Genomic DNA, 22,955 nt, shown 5'->3' on the forward strand with positions numbered 1-22,955 from the left:
TAATTTCCTATACCATGAAAAAAAGAAGTTATTTAAGTTAAATTTCCCTATTATTACGGCCAGAATCCTAGCCAACGCCACCATGTAAATGCGATGAGCAACGTAATGATTGTAGTTACAACCGTTGCAACAATTCCTGGCAAATAAAAATCTCGCTGCTTAATCAAACCCGTTCCATGAATTACAACGTTTGGCATTGTTTCCACAACTAAAATATAACCGAACAGCATCGTAACCGATGAGGCAAATGCAATAATGACCGGATCAATACCTACTTGTAATGATAAGCCGATTAGGACAGGCATCAGCGTAACAACAGCTGTCGACACATTTGTTACTCCAAGATGATAAATTTGCGATAAAATAACGACTAAACATAAGGCAAGCCATGGGTTACTGAAGGCTTGTTGCACAATATCAGCTGTAAACAATCCCGCAAGTAAATCGATTGCTCCTGTTTCAATCAAGACGAATCCAAGGGATAATGTTGAACCGATGAGCAGCACCATGTCGAAATTCACATCGATTATTTTGTTCCATTTGACAACTCCAATCCTAGGAAATGCTAGGAGTACAACCGCTAAGAGTGCGGGGATCGTCGGATGATAACCATGAAGGGCCTGGGTCATCCACAGTATCACTGTAAGCGTAAGAATGAGCAGACATTTAATTTCCTTACTGGAAAACTTACCTAACGCCGTCTGCTTCTCTTTCATCTCCTTCTGCAAATCACTAAATGAATAATCCTCTGGTGGATAGCAAAACCAGACGATAATCGGAATAGTAATAATCAATAGCAACCAGATCGGCAATGCATAGATGAACCAATCTAGATAGGATAAAGACGTTCCAAGATAGGATTGCAAAATTTCAATCGTCAAGATATTTCCAATTGCAGCCGTTAAAATCGCTGTACCACTTATATTCCCCGCAAAAGCTGTCCCGATAAGCATCAGCTTACTGAAATTACTTTCCCTACCTGCACCTACTACCCGCAATATGGAAAGAACCACCGGCGTTATGAGCTGGGCTCTTACCGCTGTTGCCGGAATAAAAAAAGCCTGCACCTGCATAAGTAAAAACATCCCAGCAAAAATCCCTTTTGGCGACTTACCCCATTTTCCAAGAATCGCATAAGTAACCCGCTCCATTAAGGAGGTGGCATTGACCGCCTTTGCGATCATCATTCCAGCAATGATTAAAAAAACAGCGGATGATGCAAATCCGCTTAAAGCTGTTTCAATCGTTGTCCCGTTTAAGAAAAGCAGTAATACAAGCGTAAGAACGGAAGTCATCCCAAGCGGAATTGGTTCCATTGCCCAAAGTAAGAGTCCATACGCCATGACAGAAATCGCAACACGAGCATTCCAATCGACATGACTGGGGATAAAATAAAGTAGTGCAAGAAACAGCAATGTCGCAAGCGTAAAAGTAATCGCTCGTTTAGTAAATAAAAGTTTTTTCCCTGCTTGAACCCAAGAAGTTTTTCGTTTCATTATTCATCCTACCTTTTTGAATTTTTTCACACACCTTCATCTTAAATGCTTTTGAACCGTTCGTCAAAATGAAAAAAACATCAAAAAAAGGGCCAATCAAAGCCTAAGCTTTAATTAACCCTTTTGCACTTATGAGAAACTATAAACTAAACATGCTATGATAGCTTAGATATCCAAGGCTAGCCACGTCCGGCTCCAGCGCCCAGCAACTAGCAAACTTCACACTCCTTCAATCGATAAGTCAACATCAACTCACTGCGTTCGTTGTGTTTCCTTTATCTCATTCCGGAGTGCTCCAGTTTGTACGTTGCTAAACGGGCGCTTGCGCCTTTGCTCCTAACAACCTAGTATCATTTCCGCATTTCTTACTCGCTCTTCCGTCGGTGGCTCGATTCCTTCTAATGGATAATCCATGCCAAGTGCTTCATACTTATAAACTCCAAGTTTATGATAAGGCAGTACTTCTATTTTTTCCACATTTGGCAATGTATCGATGAAATTTCTTAGTGCATGTAAATCTTCATCAAAATCGCTTCGTTCCGGTACGAGTACATGTCTCACCCAGACAGGGACATCTTTTTCCTTTAAATGAGTGGCAAAGGCTAAAATATGTTCATTCGATAACCCGGTCAGTTTTCTATGCTTTTCCGCATTGATTTGTTTTAAATCGAGTAAAACAAGATCCGTCAACTCAAGTAATTCATCTAATGTTTCTAAATAATGTGGAGAAGAACTGAATAAACCACCAGACGTATCGATTGTTGTATGAATTCCATATTTCTTCAATTCCTTAAATAAATGAATCAAAAATTTGCATTGTAACAAGGGTTCGCCGCCGCTTACTGTAACTCCCCCTCCGGAAGCTTGGAAAAAAGGGAGATAATCAAGAATATCATCTACCAATTCTTGAACTGTCATCATTTTCCCATCACTCATTTTCCATGTATCGGGATTATGACAGAACTGGCAACGGAGCGGACAGCCCTGTGTAAAAATAATATATCGCAGTCCTGGTCCATCTACCGTTCCGAACGTTTCGACTGAATGAATTCTTCCTTGCATATTACTACCTCCCTCATTTCGCTTGCCTTCTCATTTGCTTTTATCTGCTTTCATGGAATGTTCGGTTAATCACTTCAATTTGCTGTTCTCTTGTCAGCTTAATAAAGTTAACGGCATAACCGGATACGCGGATGGTGAGCTGCGGATATTGCTCTGGATGTTCCATCGCATCGAGCAATGTTTCCCGGTCAAATACGTTCACATTCAAGTGGTGACCTTCCTTATTTGCGTAACCGTCCAACATTGCAACAAGGTTCATGACCCGAGTATCTTCATCCTTACCTAATGCTCTCGGTACGATAGAAAATGTATTACTAATGCCGTCCAGTGATTCTTCATAAGGTAACTTCGCAACGGAAAGTAACGACGCTAGAGCACCATTCTTATCTCTGCCGTGCATTGGGTTCGCACCTGGCGCAAAGGCTTCTCCTGCTTTTCTGCCATCTGGTGTATTACCAGTTTTCTTCCCGTATACGACATTGGATGTAATCGTCAGCACCGATTGAGTTGGCACTGCATCACGATATGTTTTATAATGCTTGATTTTTTCCATAAATGTTCTTACAAGGTAAACTGCAATATCATCCACACGGTTGTCATTATTTCCGTATTTCGGGAAATCTCCTTCGATTTCATAATCGACGACAAGCCCTGCTTCATTGCGGATTGTTTTTACTTTTGCATGTTTAATCGCACTTAAGGAGTCGGCTGCAACGGATAGACCTGCAATCCCGCAAGCCATTGTACGTAAAACTTCTTTATCATGTAATGCCATTTCAATTCGTTCATAGCTGTATTTATCATGCATGAAATGGATGATATTTAAAGTGTTCACATAAATCTTCGCCAGCCATTCCATCATATCATCATATTTTTCCATGACTTCATCATAATCCAAGTACTCTGTATTGATTGGGGCATATGGTGGAGCAACTTGTACTTCAGATACTTCATCTTTTCCGCCATTTATCGCGTAAAGGAGTGCTTTCGCTAAGTTAGCCCTGGCACCGAAGAATTGCATTTGTTTCCCAATTGCCATCGCAGACACACAGCAGGCAATTCCATAGTCATCGCCATAAATTGGACGCATAATATCGTCGTTCTCATATTGGATTGCACTTGATTTAATTGACATCTTCGCACAATATTTTTTAAAGTTCTCCGGTAATTGCTCGGACCAAAGGACGGTTAAGTTCGGCTCAGGTGCCGGTCCAAGATTATCTAACGTATGCAAGAAACGGAAAGAACTTTTTGTAACGAGTGGTCTTCCGTCATTTGCAATCCCGCCGATGGATTCCGTTACCCATGTCGGGTCACCACTGAACAGTTCATTATAATCCGGTGTTCTTGAGAATTTGACGATTCGCAGTTTCATTACGAAATGGTCGACTAACTCTTGTGCCTCCTCTTCTGTCAAAATACCATTTTCCAAGTCACGATTTATATAAATATCTAGAAATGTCGACACTCTACCTAAACTCATAGCGGCGCCGTTTTGTTCCTTAATTGCTGCAAGATAACCGAAATATAGCCATTGGAATGCCTCTTGCGCGTTGGTTGCCGGCTTAGAAATGTCGAAGCCATAACTTTCAGCAAGCTGCTTTAATTCATGTAATGCACGTATTTGCTCATTAATTTCTTCACGGTCTCTAATGACTTCTTCACTCATCATGCCATTTGCACCAACTGAACGAAGCTGTTCTTGTTTATCCTCGATTAAACGATCGACCCCATATAATGCAACCCGGCGGTAGTCACCTATAATCCGTCCACGCCCGTAAGCATCTGGGAGTCCTGTAATAATACCAGCTCTTCTTGCTGCACGGATTTCAGGAGTATATGCATCAAATACACCTTGGTTATGCGTTTTACGATACTCTGTGAAAATATGCTTTACTTCCTCATCCACCTCGAATCCATAAGCTTTGGCAGCATCAACCGCCATCCGAATTCCTCCAAAAGGCTGAAGGGATCGCTTGAACGGAGCATCAGTTTGTACACCGACAACTTTTTCTTTTGATTGATCCAAATATCCTGGACCATGTGACGTTATCGTGGATACAACTTTCGTATCCATATCGTATACTCCACCATTTTCTCGCTCTTTACTTGTTAATTCCATCACATGATCCCATAACTCAACTGTTGACTTTGTTGGTCCTGCCAAGAAACTTTCATCTTCCATATAGGGTGTAAAGTTGTTCACAATAAAGTCACGCACATCGATTTCAGTTTCCCATTTTCCACCGGTAAATTGAAGTTTTTCCTTTGTTTCAGTTGCCATTTTCATCAACCTCCTGGATTGGTGTTCATCATTACTTATTGTTTAATAAAGCTATAATGATCAGCCACTCATTTGTTCAATGACTCACATTTAATTACATGTTCATTATATCACATAGGTCGATGATTTTGCACTGTATTATACGTGAAATTGTGACAAAATGGTAAATTTAGATGTGCAGGGGCTTTTAAAAAACGAATCAATCAGCTAGTAAAACATGATCTTTGGCTTAATGAAGTTAGCTCGCGGCATGCTACCACAAAACCATCAGTTGCACATAAATTTGCACCACAACATAAAGTACAAGCGCATATTTCCAATTAAACCTGATTCCATTTTTAAAGCCGCTCAAACCATTCGCCCCACTTAACGTAATTACGGGCATAATTAATGGTGAAAGTAAAATGGAAATCGCACTTCCTGACGTGACGGCGAGTACAATGATTTCTGGAGGATAAGGTAAATCAAGGTTTCCGAAGAATCCACCGACAAGAACCATCACCGTCAATGGTCCGAGACCGAAGAATCCAAGAATGATGGGACAGGGGGTCAGAGCAAATGTCCCAGTCAGGTGGGACATTTGCTCTGACCCCCTTGTCCCGCTTTCTATTATAATCCTAGTAATGTTGAGATGATCCAGCTGGATCCGTAAAATACCATGAACTGGACTCCGACGCCTACTCCGAGAAAACGGTTCAGCATTCCGCCGACCATGGCCATGGCAAAGGTGACGAATACCGCAACTAGTCCGCCTTCGTAAAATGCAAGCAGACATACGATCCCTATAAACATTGCAATAATTGCTTCCTGATTAATTCGTTTCAACACGAGCACCGTTGCTTTTCGCGCATAATTCATTGAAAATGGATAAGCAATGATGGATGCAACAATCAATCCGATTAAACCATAAATGAAGAAATCCATCGGTGCCATCAACGTATGCAGATTATGTACCGGTTCTGTCGTGTATACCGGTGGTGCGTTAAATAACGCTTGAGCCGGCCCAATCGCAACCGGGCTAAGTGGAATTCCAAACGCAATAAGCGGGATAAGCGTTTCCGCAACATAAGTCGATTCCGTTACTGCGTTCATCGTAGCAAGACTAGTTGTCGATTTTTTATATTGCCCTTTCACCCTCGAACCAACAATTTCTCCCATTAGTGATGTCATTCCAACTGGGCTAAGTGCAAACGTTAATGATGAAAGGAAAGACGTCCCCCCTACCACAGCTGTCTGTTTTTTCGTTAATACTTTAAACGGGTTTGGGAAATATCCGGACCAAGACTTCTGCTCAGGGGCAAGCTTATATTCATTCTTTTTCGTCCGTTCTATGTTGGGGCGTGCACTACGGGAAGTCGCGAGTAATATATCCGTTAACATCGGCCCAATCGCAATTCCTAGAAAGAAACTGATGGACAAGCCGCTCCCTAATATTGATGTACTGACTAAATTCAAGCCTTGAATAATTAAAGCTAGGGGAACAATGAGCAGAATACTAACCCAACGTCCTTTTGAAACATACCCGATCAATACGGCAGCTAGAGTAAATATAATACCTGCATTATCCTGGAAAAATGTCCCGAATTGACTTAAGAATACAGCGAATAATAATGCAATGGGAAGGGCAATGAATGCACCAATAATTCCACCCGAAATCATTTTTCTAAGGGCGATATGGGGTAAACCAATGCGGCGCATAAAGTTCGCGTGCTCAAGCATCGGAGCTGCCGTCGTGTCTCCCGGGACCCCCATTAATGCGGTCGGAATTGCATGCGTCAAGTGCTTTGCAAGTACTGCCGACATAAAGAATGCAAACACTGCTTCAGGTGGCGCACCAAGTAACACGACAATTAACGTTGCCGGTACCATAACCGCCGTTTCGTCTGATCCTGAAATAAGACCTATTAAAGTAAATATGACTCCCGCAACAATTGCGAGTAGTATCGCAAGTAATAATACATTCATTAATGCTCTTCCCTCTTTTCTTCCATAAACATGTCATAGATTCCTTGCTCTTTCATTTCTTGTGCTGTTACGGGATCATTCAATATCGCTTGCCGTTCCTCTTCAATATCGAATTGCAGTTTTTGATACACTGCGGTAAGCTCAGCACTCGTATTTGGAGTCTCATTCAGTATCCGCTTTGGTTTGAATAATAATGTATTGATTAGAAGTGCGATTAAACTTCCCGCAATTCCGAGCAGTAGAGAATAGGACTTCACCATTTGTTCAGGTGCAATATGGGGAAATATTTGTTTTCCAATAAAGAAACCAATTAAACTTAAGGAAATACTGAGACTAATTGTCGCAATAAGATGCTTGCCATAAACAGTATCTCCAATTACCTCAACATAGGATTCCTTGTTCTTCTGTTGTTGCGCCATTTTATTTCTCCTTTCTTCTTAGCTGTTTTCAGTATGCCCATGCTCTTGTTTTGTGATAAACTAAACAAGTCGGTGAAAATAAATTTCATCATCCATTCAACAAGATTGAATATTAAGAAACTTTGTTGAATAGAATATTTTTAGATAGCTTGCTGCACACCATTTGATTATACCTAGGTTTGTTGAAAGATGTAAAGTAATATTAATAGATCATGGGATAGACAGAAAAAAGTGGGACAGGTTGACCCCGTGTCCCACTTTATTTCATTTGGAATTGTTCTAATAGGAAGTAATGTGCTAGTTTCATATATTCCGTTGTGACGCGTTGGATATCTTCTCGGTCCTTGTACCATCCTCGTGCCTGATACGGATCGTACGGTGTTGGGGATGAGTAGATTGTAATGCCTTTATCATTCAAAGCTTTATTGAAAATTAACTTCGCGCGGTAGGAATGGAATTTGGATGTCGTCAAAATCAAATGATCGATTTCCGTGTGATTCTGTACATATTTTCTCACTGCCAGCGCTTCATCTTTCGTACTTTCTGCATCGCCAGGGATGATCGTTATCTTTTCTTCCGGAACACCAGAATCTGTTAAAATTCTTTTACTTAATTCAGCATCCCCTGGAATGGTAATATTTTTTTCTTCTAATAATTCACGTCCCTCAAGATGAGACTGCACCATCCATATTTGATCCGCTTTTTCGTTTTCATAAAGTTCAAGTGCACCAAGGGCCCGGTCGCCGACACTTCCCATCAACAGTACTAACACTGTTTGCTCAACATCTTCCAAATCATCTTCCGTTACAAGCAACTCCCCGCCATAGCGGAAAAACAAAAGAACAATCGTGACGAGTAATATGAATAATAGAATCAGCAAATATCGCTTTTTCAATCTGTTACTCGGAAACATATCCTGCGTGCCCCAATTCCCGGTTGATTTCTCTTAATTTCTCATCGGACGGAAGCATTACTGTCAATAAACCAAGTAATGGCAAAAATGACACAATAATCATTGTAGGATTTAAGCCAATCCAGTCAATTAAACTTCCGAAAAATACAGAACCGACTGCTCCCATTCCAAATGCAAGACCGACAATTAAACCTGACATCGTGCCAACTTTCCCTGGTACCATTTCCTGACCATATACTACGGCAACTGAGAAACTTGACAGGATAAGCGTTCCAATTATTCCGATCAAAATAAGTGCTACGAGCGGGCCGACATATGGGAGTATGATGGTTAACGGCACGGGAGCAAGTAAGGAACCCATAATAACCGCTTTTTTCCCAAAACGGTCAGCGAGAGGACCACCGATAAATGTACCAATCGCTCCAGTTAGAAGAAACACAAAAATAAAGGTTTGTGATTCGGCGATAGAGACACCGTAATTTTGAATCGCGTAAAAGGCATAATAATTTGAAATCGCACTATGATACAAAGAGCGAACGAACACAACAAATACGAGTAAAATCACGGCATTGCGAATAACTTTCGGCAGTTTTTGCTTTTGTTTTGTCTCTGTAGATTTCTTTTCCTTTTTCGTTGCTTTCTTCACGACTTCTATTTGGCCGGCGTACCACCTAGATATGTAGACAAGGAACATGGAAGCGATAAACGCAACAAGTACAAACCAAATCGCACCGAATTGCCCCATCGGTACAAGAACAAGTGCAGTAATAATAGGTGCAAGCGCTTGTCCACTGTTTCCCCCCACTTGATAAATTGATTGTGCAAGTCCCCGCTTATTCCCTGCTGCAAGATAGGCAACGCGCGAACCTTCTGGGTGAAAGACTGCTGAACCTAATCCGATTAAGACAACACTGATTAAAATTGTAGGAAGGTTCGGTGCAAATGCAAGACCAAGCATCCCGAACATACTTGACAGCAAACCTAATGGCAGGGCATAAGGCATTGGGCGCCGGTCTGTGTACATCCCGACAACCGGCTGCATGACAGATGCGACCATGTTTAACGTAAAGGTAATAAACCCGAGCTGTGTGAACGTCAGTCCAAGTGACCGTTCTAAAATTGGAAACATTGCCGGAATAACAGCCTGCAAAGAATCATTCAACAGATGAGTGAGGCCAATAATAAATAAAATCGAGTACATCGTTTTGTTCTGTGTCTGTAACTTAACAGCTGATTGCTTCGCCAATATGTATCGCTTCTTTCTATAATATTCATTCTATTTTACATATTATAACATAGTGGGACATTGGGGTCAGAGTAATTGTCCCAAAATGTGGGACAATTACTCTGACCCCAATGTCCCGCTCAAATGGTTTTAAGTAGGAGCTTTTTCAAGAGGGTGCTAAAGTGTTCGGGTAGTTCTGCGACGGTTGGTACCATGATTCGTTCTTTGCCGTAAATATTTTGCATCGTGAATTCGTCTTTTTCCTCGATTTCCCCTTCTGCGAGGAACATTCCGATGACATCCATTCCTTTTTTCCTAGCTTCCGATACAGCTACATGCGTATCGACAATTCCGTTCTGGTCATAGCCGCTCGCTGCAGGCTCTCCATCAGAGAATACGAGTAAGAATTTATTTTTCTCGCGCCGGGCTTCAAGCGCCTCTACTGCCACGCGAATACTGAAACCATCCCGATTATCCTCTTCCGCTTCCAATTGCAGGATTTTCGCCCCATTATTTGCGTACAATGAATCCGTATGGGAATGGATTATATGGAAATAGTTCGGCAAATATCCCGGTCTTACTTCATTCGCATCTTCCCAGAAACCAATAATAGAATGAGGAATCTTCAATTCTTTCAATACTTCATGAAACAGAATTATTCCCTTCTTCGTCTCTTCCATTTTCCCAAGCATCGAAGCTGAGCAATCAACAAGCAACGTAAACACTGCATCAAACTCATTCGATTCTTCATTTTTCTTATAAAAGATCCGCGGATTATCTTCCAGGACTACAGATAGCAGCTTATTCGATAAGCGACCAATAAGTAAATCTTTCCGAGGATTCGTCTGTTTATGCTCGATTGTTTTACGAATGGTATTGGCAAGCCTGCGCTGATACATTTCAATCGAAGCAACATATTCCCGGTACAGCTCCTGATCTTCTGGACTCGGCACTTCAGCTTCCTTCACAATCTTTACAGCATCCGTATTTTCTTCCCCATAGACAGACTCATTACCTTGTTTTGCATCTTGCGCACTTTGTTCATCTAGTGCTTCCATTTTCGAATAATCGTTCTGCTTACTTTCCCCGGCCGCACCTTGAATACTTGCTAGCGCCTGATCGGCATCTTCGGTTTCTCTTACCCCTCCACCGAGCATACTCGATTTCGCCCCTTGCTCAAGCTCGAACTGCAAGAAGTTCTGCTTGCGGTCTTCGTTCTCACTCTCCCTGTGCCAAGTGGAAAATGTTTCATCAAAATACTCGCTCTCTTCCTTATTCACGTCTTCTACATCATCATTCGCGAGTTGATCGGTACGCGTCAGTTCATCAAATAACGTATTTTTCTCATACCGCTGAATCTCACTCACTGGAAAAATAAAATACTCATTGATGGAATCTTCCTCATATAGCTCACCTAGACGAAATACAATTTTTTCACAGATTTCCGTAATATCCCTAGTCGTTTCCGCTTCATAAATGGAATAAAGCATGGGTTTCAATATCTCAAGATTTTCCTCTGCTCGTTCTGTCGCCCGTCCGAAATCCGGATCAGGATGATTAGACTGAATGAGTAAATAAATAAGGCAAAACAATTCATCCAATCCTCGGCTGCGCGTGACATTAGCAGATACTTGCCTTGTGAAGAAATGCTGGAAATACTTTCTGCGTGTCTGGAAAATTGCAACCGTCCCCGGGCGCTCTTTTTTAATTATTTCCTCTAAACGGATATCTTCAAATAAAGCAAATAGCTGAGTTGCAAACTTTGTCAGATGCAACTCCTCAATATTTCGCAGATATTCCTGCATATCAGGTATATGAGAATATCGCAACGTACCAATTGCGCGAAGATAGACATCACTTTTCAAGCCGGCTACTTGTGTTTCCAAATCAAGCTTTTCCCAGAATCTGCTTCCCGTCACTTTTTCATCAACAAGATTCACTCCAGCACCAAAACCATATTCAAATTTCAATTCTGCAAAGCCAGATAACACGCTCGTCAAGTCCTGCAGCTGCATATAATAATTTGTTCTGACCCGTGAGTCATGGAAACGATACATCTTGTATTCTCCTTTTTAAAATAAGGTTTCGGCTATATTATTAACAAATTCACGTTCTCTTTCTTCCTCAAGCTTATCTGTAATCGCTCGGAGGATCGCTCGTTTCGGCGTAATAAGCGTACTTAAATCACAGGCATCGAGCAATGCGCGAATCGATGCAGCCTCTTCAGGCAACTTACCTTGATAGACCGCAGTGATCAAGTCTCCCGATAACCGGACAAACAAGTCGACTAATCTTTCATCCGTTAAATTCGTCGTAGTTGTAATAAGTTGTTTGAGTTGTTCCCCTTCAATATAAGGAACTTCAATTACAATGAAGCGGTTTTTCAGTGCTTCATTCAGTGGAACCGTCCCAATATACCCCTCGTTGATCGCAGCAATAACACCAAATCCATCTTTCGCGGTTACAATTTCATTCGTGAACGGGTTCGTAATCGTGCGGCGGTAATCGAGAACACCGTTAATAAGCGGTAACGTCTCAGGCTTTGCCATATTAACCTCATCTATATATAAAAAGCTTCCTTCTTTCATCGCATTCGTAACCGGTCCCGGCACAAAATCAATCACTTGCTTACCTTCTTCATATGCAAGTGTTTTAAAGCCGAGTAAACTTTCTGCATCGAGATCAACAGAACAATTCACACTGAACATCGGCTGATGAAATAAATTTGAAAGTGTTTCCGCAAATTTCGTTTTCCCCGCTCCAGTCGGCCCTTTCAGTAAAACGTTCTTTCCCATACTGAGTGCGACAATCGCATCCACTAATAAATCCATATGCGGCGGAACATACCCACCCGGACGAATCAAATACGCAAACTCCCCCGGATCCCTTCTTCGCACAACCTCCAATCGTTCACTCACAACATCAGGCAACACATAATCCATCAACAACTACTCCTTTCAAAAGTGGGACAGAGGGTCAGAGCATTTGTCCCAGCCCCAGACTCTTATATCCATATCTAATTTATATTCTGTTTCATATTCATTCTTATTATGTTTTAATGAACAACAGTTCCATTATACCTAGAGTTGAAGCATGATTAAAATGATTTGTATTATACAATTCCTCTGAAACTAGTAATACAGTTTATCCGATGAAAATCGTTTATTTCAAAACCACTCAAGCAAAAAAAGTGCGACAAGGGCTCTGACCCCGTGTCCCACTTTAAGCTGCTGACATTTGGTTTTTGATGGAGATGTTGGTTAGGATGCCTAGGGAGATCATCGTGAAGAGCATGGATGATCCACCGTAACTGATTAATGGTAGTGGAACTCCGGTAATTGGCATCAGCCCCGATACGGCACCGAGGTTGATAATGACCTGGGTCATCATCTGAAAGGTAATCCCTATCGCTAGCAATTTTGCGAACATATCCGTCGACCCTTTTGCGATCTGCACGCCGCGGAACATGAGAAATAGATAGGCCCCCATTAATATAATGAGACCAAAAATCCCCAATTCTTCAATAATGACTGCCATAATGAAATCCGTATGGGCCTCTGGAAGGAATCCGAGCTTTTGCACACTATTTCCAAGACCATTCCCCCATAGACCACCGGTTCCAATTGCAATATAACCATTCACCAGCTGATACCCTGTTCCCGCCGGATCTACAAATGGATCCATAAACGAAGTCACCCGCTCCATTCGGTAGGAGGTAGATGATATAAAATACACGATAATCGCTATTCCGACACTGCCTAACATCAACAAATGGCGACCTTTTACACCGGAACAGACAATAATGAACCCACATGCAAACAAAATTAATGCAGCAGAACCTAAATCTGGTTGCTTCAATATCAGTATAAACATAACAGATAATATAATTAATGGAGGCAATACACCCGTCTTAAACGAAGCAAGCTTTTCCTCACTTTTAGAATAAAAGGATGCAAAGTAGATAATCATAAATAATTTAATTATTTCTGTTGGTTGAAAAGTGAAGGGACCTATCCCTACCCAGCGTTGCGAGTAGTTCCTGACAACCCCCACTCCCGGAACCAACACAAGAATTAATAGTATGATTGAAAAAATGACTAACATCGGGGCAAGCTTCCGGTAATTTTTATAAGGAAATAACGCCACAAAAATAAATAAGAAGACGCTGAGTCCAAACCACTGCAACTGTCGATTAAAAAAGTGATTCGCGGATCCATATTCCAAATAGCCAAGTACATAACTACTGCTATAAATCATCAACAACCCGAACCCGGCTAAGAGACATGTCACCACGATGATGCTATAATCCATGTGTTTCAATCTATTTAATAAAATTTTACCCATAATCATTTATCCTCTCATCCATCAGCAAATAAATATTTTCTCGTTCTTAATTGTACACTAAGTACAAGGCCGATGACGATGAAATTTGTTAATAATGCACTTCCCCCGTAGCTGACGAAAGGAAGAGCTATACCAGTAATTGGGGTGACTCCTATTGTCATGCCGATATTTTGGAACACCTGCAAGGAAATAAGACCAACCGCCCCCATACAAATAAAGCTACCGAATAAATCATTTGCTTCATTTGCAATTTGCACGAGACGATAAATCAGTAAAAAGTAAATGAATATTAGAATACTACTCCCAATAAAGCCGAATTCTTCACCAACTACCGCAAAGATGAAATCGGTATGGGCTTCCGGTATATTCCCACTCTGTACTTGCACCCCCTGATTCAATCCCTTTCCGCCTAACTGACCAGATCCAATCCCTAGTAAGGCCTGCTGTAATTGATACCCGTAATCTGAAGTATATTGCTCCGGGTATAGCCAGCCATATATCCTTTCTAACTGATGGGATTTAAAAAAACGTGTAAATAATTCATGATGAAAATAAAACAAGTAAACTAATAGACTCATGAACGCGGCCCCTAAACTAAAAATTAGCCCGATCATCTTAGGTGATATACTCGAAACGACGAGAACCGATGCGGTAATTCCAACGATAACTAAGGCAGAACCTAAATCAGGCTGCAACATAATCAGTACAAAGGGGATAATAGATATCAAGCCAACCTTCAACGTAAGCTTAATACTCGCCTTAAAGGATAATTTATCCGAACCAATTTTACTTAAAATAAAAGCAAGATATACGATAAGCGCTATTTTCATAAATTCAGTCGGCTGAATTTCAATAAATCCTAAGTTTAACCACCGCTGAGCTCCCTTCTTTTCCGTTCCAAACAAGTATACAAGCAACAATAGGCCGACACAGACTAGGTAAAAAATAGGGGCCATGCGCTTTAATAATTCATAATCAAAACGGGCAATCGCCAGCATGATGCCGATTCCGACCGCATACCAAATGACCTGCCGCACTGCATAATGATACGGATTATCCGAGACATATTGGCCAGAACCACTATAAACGGCCACGATGCTGAACACGAATAATCCGAGTAAAGTTATTAAAATAGTAGTATCTAATTGTTTTTTATTTCCAAACATAGGAACCCTTCTCTATCCATATTCTTTATTTTTCCAGCTGTTTCATAACGACTTGCACGACGATGGCATCATCCATAAACCCTACCGGGAAAAGAAAGTCTGGCAGCAAATCCTTCGTAACAACAAAATAAAGAAGTGCTGCTCCCATTAAACCAAGTTCCTTTACCGATCCTTTTCTATTGATAAATCTAGAAAACATCGATTGCAGCTGTTTAATATAGGGACCCTGGCCATCGATTTTGGCTAGCTTTGCTTGGAAGTTATCCAAAATTGTCTGTTTCCCTTCCTCTGTTAAACTATGTTCCTCGTAAATAATAATTTCTTGCTGTAATTCTTTCTCTGTAAATTTTCTTTCATGTTCATCCATTACAGCTAATACATGGTGCATTTTTTCAAAAACAGATTGCAGCTCATTTGGCTCTCCTTCACCAGTTTCTTCAATATAACCTGCAGCTTGCATGAGTGGTAAGACATCGGTACCTAGGCCTTTCGACAGTTTCTGAAGATGATGGATGTTCGCTCTTCGTTTACCGTTCAATATTTTAGAGATCGTTGCATGGTCTACTCCCGATTCTCTACTTAATCTTCTAATGGAAAATTGTTTCTCCTCCATCAAATCATACAACACTCTATGTAACGTCTCAAATCGATACTCAGCCACTTGATTTCCTACCTCTCCAAAAAGCCTTAACTCTGTCGAATCTACCAAACCGGTGACAATTTGTCAACAACACAAAGGCGAAATCTCAACGTTTCTTAAACACAAGAATAAAGAGGTCAATCATTTATAGATCAACCTCTTATGATATGACCTCCCCTTTTTTCTTGCTAAGCAGTTCACAAGTCACTGCAACAAGTGCACACTTCCCAGGGAAATGTTCAAATTTAATATGTTCATTCCTTGCATGTGGCCCGCCACCTGGTATTCCAAGCCCATCCAAGGTTGGAATTCCCAGGGCAGACGTGAAGTTGCCATCACTGCCACCGCCTGCACTTGCCCCCTTCACTTTGATTCCGAGTTTCTTCCCCGCCTGCTTAGCGAGTGCAAATAACGCCAGATTTCCAGTTGTTTTTTCTAATGGCGGACGGTTCAATCCGCCCTCTATGACAAGATCAATTTCAGGATGACTAACGGAAAGCGATTCAATGGCAGCCTCTATCCGTTTCGCTTCCCCGCTGTTCTTCACCCGGAAATCCACTTCAATCTCAGCCTTTTCCGGAATCACATTACTAACGGAACCGCCATTTATTTTCCCAACATTGATAGTTGTACCTTTTTTATAGTCTGTCAGCCCTTCCAACTTTTGAATAATCTTGGACATTTCCAAAATAGCACTGACTCCTTCTTCATGATGATTTCCAGCATGCGCACTTTTTCCCGTCGCTGTAATCGTATATTCCCCGACACCTTTTCTTTCTAATTTCAGCGCATGACTCCTTGACGTCGGCGGCTCCATCACAAATACCGCATCACAAGTCTTCGCCGTTGTTTCGATAATTTCTTTAGAAGTAAGGCTACCAATCTCTTCATCGGCTGTAAATAAAAAGACCGGAGAAAAAGTGAGCCCACCCTTCGTTTCAAGCAAGGCCTTTACCGCCCAAATCGAACAGAGCAATCCTGCTTTCATATCAAAAATCCCTGGTCCGTAAATCTTGCCTTTCTTTTCAACAATTGGTAACTCTCCTTTTCCCCACACCGTATCATAATGAGATAAAAATAAAATCCGTGGTCCAGGTTGTTCCGGTATTTCATATTTCAAATGATTACCGGTTTCTTCCATCTGGAACGTTTCAACTGTAAATCGGTCTCCGAAATGGCCGGAAAATATCTGCTTGATTGTTCGTTCACAAGCGAGTAATGCTGACTTTTCATGACTTGGAGACTCAGCCTTTACCAACTCTATTAACTCCGCTTTCAACTTCTCCTTATTAGACTTTAGGTATTGGCGTACATCACGTGTACTAATTTCCTTCACATTCCTTCTCTATAATTTTTTCTCCCGCCTGTTTCTCTGCGCCAAGTGGATGATGACAAGCTACAAAATGGCCGGCTCTCTTCTCTGTAAACTCCGGCTCGACTTGCATGCAAATCTCCGTCTTATACGGACAACGGGGGTGGAATTTACAACCGGGTGGCGGGTTGACCGGATTTGGGATATCTCCTTCCAATAGAGGACGCTGTTCCTTCCGCTTGGTAGGATCCGGAATCGGAATTGCTGACAGCAACCCCTCTGTATATGGATGCATCGGGTTTGTAAAAAGCTCTTCTTTTGTCGTCCATTCGACAATTTTTCCTAAATACATAACGGCAATTCGGTCGCTTACATGTTTTACAGCCGGCAGACCATGGGCAATGAATATATAGGTGAGCTGCAATTCCTTCTGCAACTTTTTCAAGAGATTTAAGATTTGCGATTGAATGGATACGTCCAAAGCAGATACCGGTTCATCACATATAATCAGTTTCGGTCGGAGTGCAATGGCTCTTGCAATCCCAATCCGCTGACGCTGTCCCCCACTGAATTCATGAGGATACCGATTCAGAAAGGAACGATTCAGCCCGACTAAATCCATTAAATCCAATACTTCTTGTTGCAACTCTTCCTTATTTAAATTCCGGTGCGTTCTTAGTGGCTCAGCAATAATGTCAAATACGCGTTTCCTAGGGTTTAGCGAGGAGAACGGATCTTGGAAAATCATTTGGATGTCCGCCCGTTGTCTCCGCAATTGCTCCCGGGAAAGCGCGGACATGTCAATTCCTTCAAAGACAATTTTTCCGGCTGTCGGTTCGTGCAGATGAACGATTAAATTACCGAGGGTAGACTTGCCACAACCTGATTCCCCGACAACTCCTAGTACTTCCCCTTTTCGAACGGTAAAACTGACATCATTTACCGCACGGAGGTATTGCTTTTCTTTTTTAAAAAAACCTTTCGTCACATCGAACGACTTTTGAAGTCCCTTCACTTCAAGTAAAGGATGCTCGCTCATTCAAATCCACCACCTTTTCACCGTGCAACCAGCAACGGACCTCATGTCCCTTTCCAACCTTTGTTACAGTTGGACGCTCCGCCTTACATTTATCCATTACAAATGGACAGCGGTCAGCAAATTTACATCCTTCCGGGAATTCAAACGGACCGGGAACCGTGCCGGGAATGGAGACAAGTTCTTCCTTCCATTCATCTATCTTCGGCGTGCTATCGATCAATCCTTTCGTATAGGGATGCTTCGGTTCTTTGAATAACGTATACACATCGGCTTGCTCCACAACTTGGCCACCATACATGACAATCACTTGATCGGCCATTTCGGCGACGACACCAAGATCATGGGTAATGAAAAGGATCGATGTCCCCGATTCTTCAATCAAATCTTTCATCAACCGGAGAATTTGTGCCTGAATGGTTACATCAAGAGCTGTTGTCGGTTCATCGGCGATCAGCAATTGCGGGTTACAGGACAATGCCATCGCAATCATCACGCGCTGCCGCATGCCACCGCTTAATGCATGCGGATGTTGGTCATATACTTTATCTGGCCGCGCAATACCAACCTTCTTCAGCATTTCGATACCGATGATTCGTGCTTCTCTTTTATTTTTCTTCTGATGGAGTCGGATTGATTCAGCAAGCTGGTTCCCGATTGTAAAGACTGGATTTAAGGAAGTAAGTGGTTCTTGGAAGATCATCGCAAGCTGATTCCCGCGCAGCTCACGCATTTTCTTCATTGACATGCCAACTAAATCCTTACCTGCAAAAAGAATTTCACCGCCGACAATTTTTCCCGGCTCTTCAATTAAGCCCATCACCGATAAAGAAGTTACACTTTTCCCTGATCCGGATTCCCCGACGATGGCAACAATTTCCCCTTTCTGGATAGAGAAAGAGACATCATCCACCGCCGGAACGACACCATACTCTGTATAAAAATATGTTTTTAAACGATTGACGGTTAATAATGCGTGCTCCATTCCATCGCCTCCTTCACTTCACCGATCGCGGATCAAGAATATCCCGCAACCAGTCACCAAGGAATATAATTCCTAACACAGTGATGGTAATGGCAAGCCCAGGGAATGTCGCTAACCACCAGCTTGTTGCCAAATAATCTCTCCCATCACTAAGGATCGTTCCCCAGGATACTTGCGGCGGCTGAATACCTAGACCTAGAAAGCTTAAAGAAGATTCCAATATGATTGTGCTTGCTACACTTAATGTTGCAACGACGATAAAAGAAGAAATGACATTCGGATAAAGATGAGAAAAAATAATATTGCGATGTTTCACACCGATTGACTTGGCCGCCCGAACAAAATCCCTTTCCTTTATCGATAAAACCTCGCCACGGATAATCCGCGCATATTGCACCCAGTTTGTCACGCCAAGGACAAGGATTAAAGTAAATAAACCAGGACCAAATACTCCCAACATCACTAAAGCTAATAATATATTTGGGATGGCTAGAAAGGAATCTGCAAGCCGCATGAAAAAAGTATCAAGAAATCCGCCGAAATATCCCGTGAAAAGTCCAACAAGAATCCCGATGATTCCTGCCAGGACAACGGAAGAGATACCGACTAATAAGGAAATTTGTGAACCGTAAATAATCCGGCTTAATATATCCCGGCCCAAATTATCCGTGCCAAGTATATTCTCCCTATCTCCCCCTTCCATCCAAACTGGAGGCTTATGGGTATTTACTGGATCGATCACATTCGGTTCATGTGGTGCAAGCCATGGTGCAAAGAATGCAATAATCACAATTGAAATTACGATGACAAGCCCGACTGTTCCCGTTTTACTCCGGAATAATAACTTCAGCCAGCGTTTCAGCTTCGAATTTTTCCTTGCTGGTCCCTGCATGATACTAGGTTGCGGCATGTCATCCACCTCCTATTTATACCTGATCCGCGGGTCTAATAACTGGTACAAAAAGTCAGCAATCAAATTCATCACAATGACGAAAAACGCAATGACCATCACACATGCCTGAACGATTGCCATATCTCGATTGTTCACTGCCTGAATAAGCAATTGTCCGATTCCCGGCCAAGCAAATACAGTTTCCGTAATCAATGTACCGCCGATAAGCGTCGATGTCTGGAGTGCGATGATTGTAACGACGGGGACGAGTGTATTCCGAAAAGCATGTTTATAAACGACAATTCCGGTTCTCAATCCTTTACTTTTGGCCGTCCGGATATAATCCTGTCCCAACGTTTCAAGCATACTGGACCGGATAAGCCGCGTCATTTCCGCCGCAATCCCTGTACCAAGCGTAATCGCTGGTAAGATCAAATGGGCGAATGACCCTCTCCCGGACACGGGGAAAATAGAATAGGTTACGGAAAATACGAGGATAAGCATAATTCCTAACCAAAAATTCGGCATCGCTTTTCCAAGCACGGCCGCACCCGTTGCTACTAAATCAATACTTGAATTCTTTTTCGTTGCAGACCAGATGCCTAAAGGTATGGCAATCATAATCGCAACGAGTATAGAAGCGATGGCAAGTTCAAGAGTAGCAGGAAGCCTTTCAAAGACAAGCAGCATGGCGTCCTCACCGTAACGGAAGGAGGTTCCGAAATCACCTTGCAGCATATTCATTACATATCTCCCGTACTGTACATAGAAAGGGTCATCAAGTCCTAATGCTGCTTGCAGAGCTGCGATATCTTCAGCGGTTGCATCCTCCGGTAACAGCAATGCCACCGGGTCACCGGCGATAAAGACGAGTGTGAAAACGATGAAGGTAATGATCAACAATACGGGAATGATTTCCAAGATTCTTTTAAAAAAGTAGTTCACCGGTCATCCCCCTTCCAATCGAAAGTTCTCCCGAAAGCAAGTGACGATTGAAGTCTGCTTCCGGGAAATCCCTTGCCAATCATTTTCTTGTAATCGTATCTACATAAATCATCTCATCCATTGTCGGCGTATAATCGATTTCTTTACTTACGCCAATATTGATTGATTCCATATGCAAAACAATATGGGCGACATCCTCTGCCAGTAGTTCCTGCGCCTTAATATACTGCTCATTTCTTTCCTCAAGGTCCATGTTTGTCATTGCCGCGGCAAGCAGCTCCTCGACTTCATCATTCCGGTAATCTGTTTCCCCTTCAAACCGGTCGGCACTATACCAATCCAAGGCGTTCGCAGCATCAAACATCGAGTTACCTAATCCTAGTAAATAGGCATCTTCATTCTCATGGGCATTTCGGAGTTCAACAAAATTACTCCATTCCATGAACTCGATATTCGCTGTCACACCAATCTGCGCCCACATGCCAGCAACCATTTCTGCAACTTCCGCGTCTTGCAAATAGCGGCCCCTTGGAGAGTGGAACGTCATTTCAAAACCATCCGGAAATCCTGCTTCAGCGAGCAATTCTTTCGCCCGCTCCAAGTCATAGTTGTACGTATCATATAAATGCTCTGCAAACCCAAAGTTACCAGGTGCAACCCGTGTAATCGTGGGCACACCAGCTCCCCCTAGCAAACTATCAATAATCGCCTGGTTGTCAATTGCAAGGTCCAGTGCTTCTCTTACCCGCTGATCCGAAGTCGGGTAGCCTTCTGTTGATCTTAAGAAAATCATCAATGTCCGATTTGACGTCTCTTGGGCTAAATACGTATTCTCATGATCTGCCACCCGGTCCCAATCTGCCGGCGGGATATTGACGGCAATATCAACTCCGCCTGTCAGCAACTCAGAAACCCTCGTCGAGTTCTCAGGGATAACCCGGAAAACCAGTTGATCCCATTCCTCGTTTTTTCCTTCAAAATAATCATCGTATACTTCAAATACAATCCGGTCATCTCTTACCCACTCAACAAATTGAAAGGGGCCTGTTCCAATTGGATTTTGTAAAAAGTGGTCAAAACCATTTTCTTCAATATAGTTGGAAGGTAATATAGCTGAAGCAATCCGTGAAATCCGGTTGAGCAGCACGGGCTCTGGTTCATGGGTGATGATGCGGAACCGGTAATCATCCAAGATCTCTACTTCTTTAATCTGGTTATAATTCGGATAATCCTTCAGTTCTTCCCCAGTTGCGACTCGTTCTAACGAATACTTCACATCAGCTGACGTCAATTCATCACCATTATGGAATGTGACGCCTTCTTTCAGTTTGAATTCCCAAGTGAGGTCATCAATATTCTCGAAAGACTCCGCAAGGTCTGGCAATATTTCTCCCGTCTCATTATCACGCTTCACGAGATAGTTGAACATATTCACGTGAATGGCTTCCGTTGACGTATTGATATGATCATGCACATCAAACGTAACCATGTCGGAACCAACCGCGATTGTGAGTGTTCGCTCATCTCCACCTATATCCGCTGTTTCACCCGTGTCCTGGTCTTTTTCCCCGTCTTCTTCATCATTACTGCAAGCACCAAGCAAAAATAACCCCATAAGCAAAAGCCCAAGCATCCAAATCCTTCTTTTCATCGGCCCCCTCCTTTTTTAATCAAGTGACAGGCAACATGTTTCTTCATATATATGCGGATACAAGCAAGAACAGACCTAGTACCATAACCTATATGTGATTATTGAGGGAGTTTCTTACCGAGCAGATTTTGATGCAGTAAGCGGCAAGTTGTCATTTAAAGTAAAGGAAAGCTTGCGGAAAAAATTCCATGTTATCACGTTTGAAGCTGAGAATATTAATGGAGATAAAACGAGAGAAACGAGGATTGTTTATATATCAGATTGATTTAATAAAGAAAATCAAAAAAACACCAACAAGCAATTCTTCTGTTTGTTGGTGTTTTCTACTTCTTATTATTCACTTTTCTCTTCCTCTTCTTCCTCTTCTTCTTGGAGTTTATTGTAGTATTGTACGCTTGTTAGAGCTCCTTCATCAACCATTTTCGCATCATCTGCGGCTCCGACAGCTCCGGGTCTTCCTAGCTTTTTCACATAGGACTGGGAATCTTTATCCAACCCGATTAATTTCTTCATCTTTTCCCTATTTTCGCTTTTTGATAAATAGGCTACTCCAAGAGCTGCTCCAGCAATTCCAAGGGATTTGGTGAATTTACCCATTTTATCCCCCCCTTCACCTGAAA

At 42.1% G+C, this 22,955-nt stretch carries 21 protein-coding genes; 1 reads left to right on the forward strand and 20 read right to left on the reverse strand.

All coding sequences use genetic code 11. The features are described from left to right. Nucleotides 1–53: 53 nt before the first annotated feature. The 19 genes from SPD53_RS17145 to SPD53_RS17235 all read right to left on the reverse strand — a co-directional run bounded on the left by SPD53_RS17145 (nt 54) and on the right by SPD53_RS17235 (nt 22,335). Nucleotides 54–1,496 carry an SLC13 family permease gene (locus tag SPD53_RS17145; RefSeq protein ID WP_336253287.1) on the reverse strand — a complete coding sequence of 481 codons (1,443 nt, stop codon included), beginning with the start codon at nt 1,494–1,496 and terminating at the stop codon, nt 54–56. A 336-nt stretch (nt 1,497–1,832) separates the two neighbouring features. Next, on the reverse strand, nt 1,833–2,558 hold the full coding sequence (gene pflA, locus SPD53_RS17150) for a pyruvate formate-lyase-activating protein (protein ID WP_336253288.1): 726 nt from the start codon (nt 2,556–2,558) through the stop codon (nt 1,833–1,835). Between the two features lie 40 nt (nt 2,559–2,598). Further along, nucleotides 2,599–4,842, reverse strand: a complete 2,244-nt coding sequence (gene pflB, locus SPD53_RS17155) for a formate C-acetyltransferase (RefSeq protein ID WP_442946226.1) — start codon at nt 4,840–4,842, stop codon at nt 2,599–2,601. 253 nt (nt 4,843–5,095) lie between these two features. Continuing rightward, a complete protein-coding gene (locus SPD53_RS17160) occupies nt 5,096–5,422 on the reverse strand; it encodes a hypothetical protein (protein ID WP_336253290.1) in 327 nt (108 codons plus the stop codon). Between the two features lie 29 nt (nt 5,423–5,451). Next, a complete protein-coding gene (locus SPD53_RS17165) occupies nt 5,452–6,807 on the reverse strand; it encodes a tripartite tricarboxylate transporter permease (protein ID WP_156854884.1) in 1,356 nt (451 codons plus the stop codon). Beyond that, nucleotides 6,807–7,226: a hypothetical protein gene (locus SPD53_RS17170; RefSeq protein WP_336253291.1), complete on the reverse strand. Its 420-nt coding sequence runs from the start codon at nt 7,224–7,226 to the stop codon at nt 6,807–6,809. Before SPD53_RS17170 ends, SPD53_RS17165 begins: the two co-directional genes overlap by 1 nt. Before the next feature lie 259 nt (nt 7,227–7,485). Continuing rightward, a complete protein-coding gene (locus SPD53_RS17175; protein WP_188855995.1) occupies nt 7,486–8,121 on the reverse strand; it encodes an ElyC/SanA/YdcF family protein in 636 nt (211 codons plus the stop codon). Nucleotides 8,122–8,125: 4 nt separating this feature from the next. Next, a complete protein-coding gene (locus tag SPD53_RS17180; protein ID WP_188856082.1) occupies nt 8,126–9,340 on the reverse strand; it encodes an MFS transporter in 1,215 nt (404 codons plus the stop codon). 164 nt (nt 9,341–9,504) lie between these two features. Next, on the reverse strand, nt 9,505–11,421 hold the full coding sequence (locus SPD53_RS17185) for a vWA domain-containing protein (protein ID WP_336253292.1): 1,917 nt from the start codon (nt 11,419–11,421) through the stop codon (nt 9,505–9,507). Between the two features lie 15 nt (nt 11,422–11,436). After that, a complete protein-coding gene (locus tag SPD53_RS17190; protein WP_336253293.1) occupies nt 11,437–12,306 on the reverse strand; it encodes an ATP-binding protein in 870 nt (289 codons plus the stop codon). Between the two features lie 280 nt (nt 12,307–12,586). Further along, complete coding sequence (gene ftsW, locus SPD53_RS17195; RefSeq protein ID WP_336253294.1) at nt 12,587–13,714, reverse strand: putative lipid II flippase FtsW; 1,128 nt, start codon at nt 13,712–13,714, stop codon at nt 12,587–12,589. A gap of 8 nt (nt 13,715–13,722) precedes the next feature. Beyond that, on the reverse strand, nt 13,723–14,874 hold the full coding sequence (gene rodA / locus SPD53_RS17200) for a rod shape-determining protein RodA (protein ID WP_336253295.1): 1,152 nt from the start codon (nt 14,872–14,874) through the stop codon (nt 13,723–13,725). A 25-nt stretch (nt 14,875–14,899) separates the two neighbouring features. Beyond that, entirely contained in the window at nt 14,900–15,535 is a 636-nt protein-coding gene (locus tag SPD53_RS17205) for a helix-turn-helix domain-containing protein (RefSeq protein WP_336253296.1), read from the reverse strand. A 139-nt stretch (nt 15,536–15,674) separates the two neighbouring features. Next, on the reverse strand, nt 15,675–16,850 hold the full coding sequence (locus SPD53_RS17210) for a M20 family metallopeptidase (RefSeq protein ID WP_336253297.1): 1,176 nt from the start codon (nt 16,848–16,850) through the stop codon (nt 15,675–15,677). Beyond that, nucleotides 16,837–17,865 carry an ABC transporter ATP-binding protein gene (locus SPD53_RS17215; protein WP_336253298.1) on the reverse strand — a complete coding sequence of 343 codons (1,029 nt, stop codon included), beginning with the start codon at nt 17,863–17,865 and terminating at the stop codon, nt 16,837–16,839. Before SPD53_RS17215 ends, SPD53_RS17210 begins: the two co-directional genes overlap by 14 nt. Continuing rightward, complete coding sequence (locus SPD53_RS17220) at nt 17,843–18,847, reverse strand: ABC transporter ATP-binding protein (RefSeq protein ID WP_336253299.1); 1,005 nt, start codon at nt 18,845–18,847, stop codon at nt 17,843–17,845. The genes SPD53_RS17215 and SPD53_RS17220 overlap by 23 nt, the downstream gene beginning before the upstream one ends. Nucleotides 18,848–18,860: 13 nt before the next feature. Beyond that, entirely contained in the window at nt 18,861–19,757 is an 897-nt protein-coding gene (locus tag SPD53_RS17225) for an ABC transporter permease (RefSeq protein ID WP_336253300.1), read from the reverse strand. 12 nt (nt 19,758–19,769) lie between these two features. Beyond that, nucleotides 19,770–20,684, reverse strand: a complete 915-nt coding sequence (locus SPD53_RS17230) for an ABC transporter permease (RefSeq protein ID WP_336253301.1) — start codon at nt 20,682–20,684, stop codon at nt 19,770–19,772. 79 nt (nt 20,685–20,763) lie between these two features. After that, nucleotides 20,764–22,335: an ABC transporter substrate-binding protein gene (locus tag SPD53_RS17235; RefSeq protein ID WP_336253302.1), complete on the reverse strand. Its 1,572-nt coding sequence runs from the start codon at nt 22,333–22,335 to the stop codon at nt 20,764–20,766. 94 nt (nt 22,336–22,429) lie between these two features. On the opposite strand from SPD53_RS17235, the gene SPD53_RS17240 reads away from it, so the two are divergent. Then, nucleotides 22,430–22,600 carry a hypothetical protein gene (locus SPD53_RS17240; protein ID WP_336253303.1) on the forward strand — a complete coding sequence of 57 codons (171 nt, stop codon included), beginning with the start codon at nt 22,430–22,432 and terminating at the stop codon, nt 22,598–22,600. Between the two features lie 68 nt (nt 22,601–22,668). On the opposite strand, the gene SPD53_RS17245 is transcribed toward SPD53_RS17240, so the two are convergent. Then, nucleotides 22,669–22,955: hypothetical protein (locus SPD53_RS17245; protein WP_336253304.1), on the reverse strand; the 287-nt coding region annotated here is incomplete at its 5' end.

The sequence above is a fragment of the Oceanobacillus sp. MO10714A genome, assembly GCF_037072045.1.
GTDB classification, from domain to species: domain Bacteria; phylum Bacillota; class Bacilli; order Bacillales; family Amphibacillaceae; genus Oceanobacillus; species Oceanobacillus indicireducens.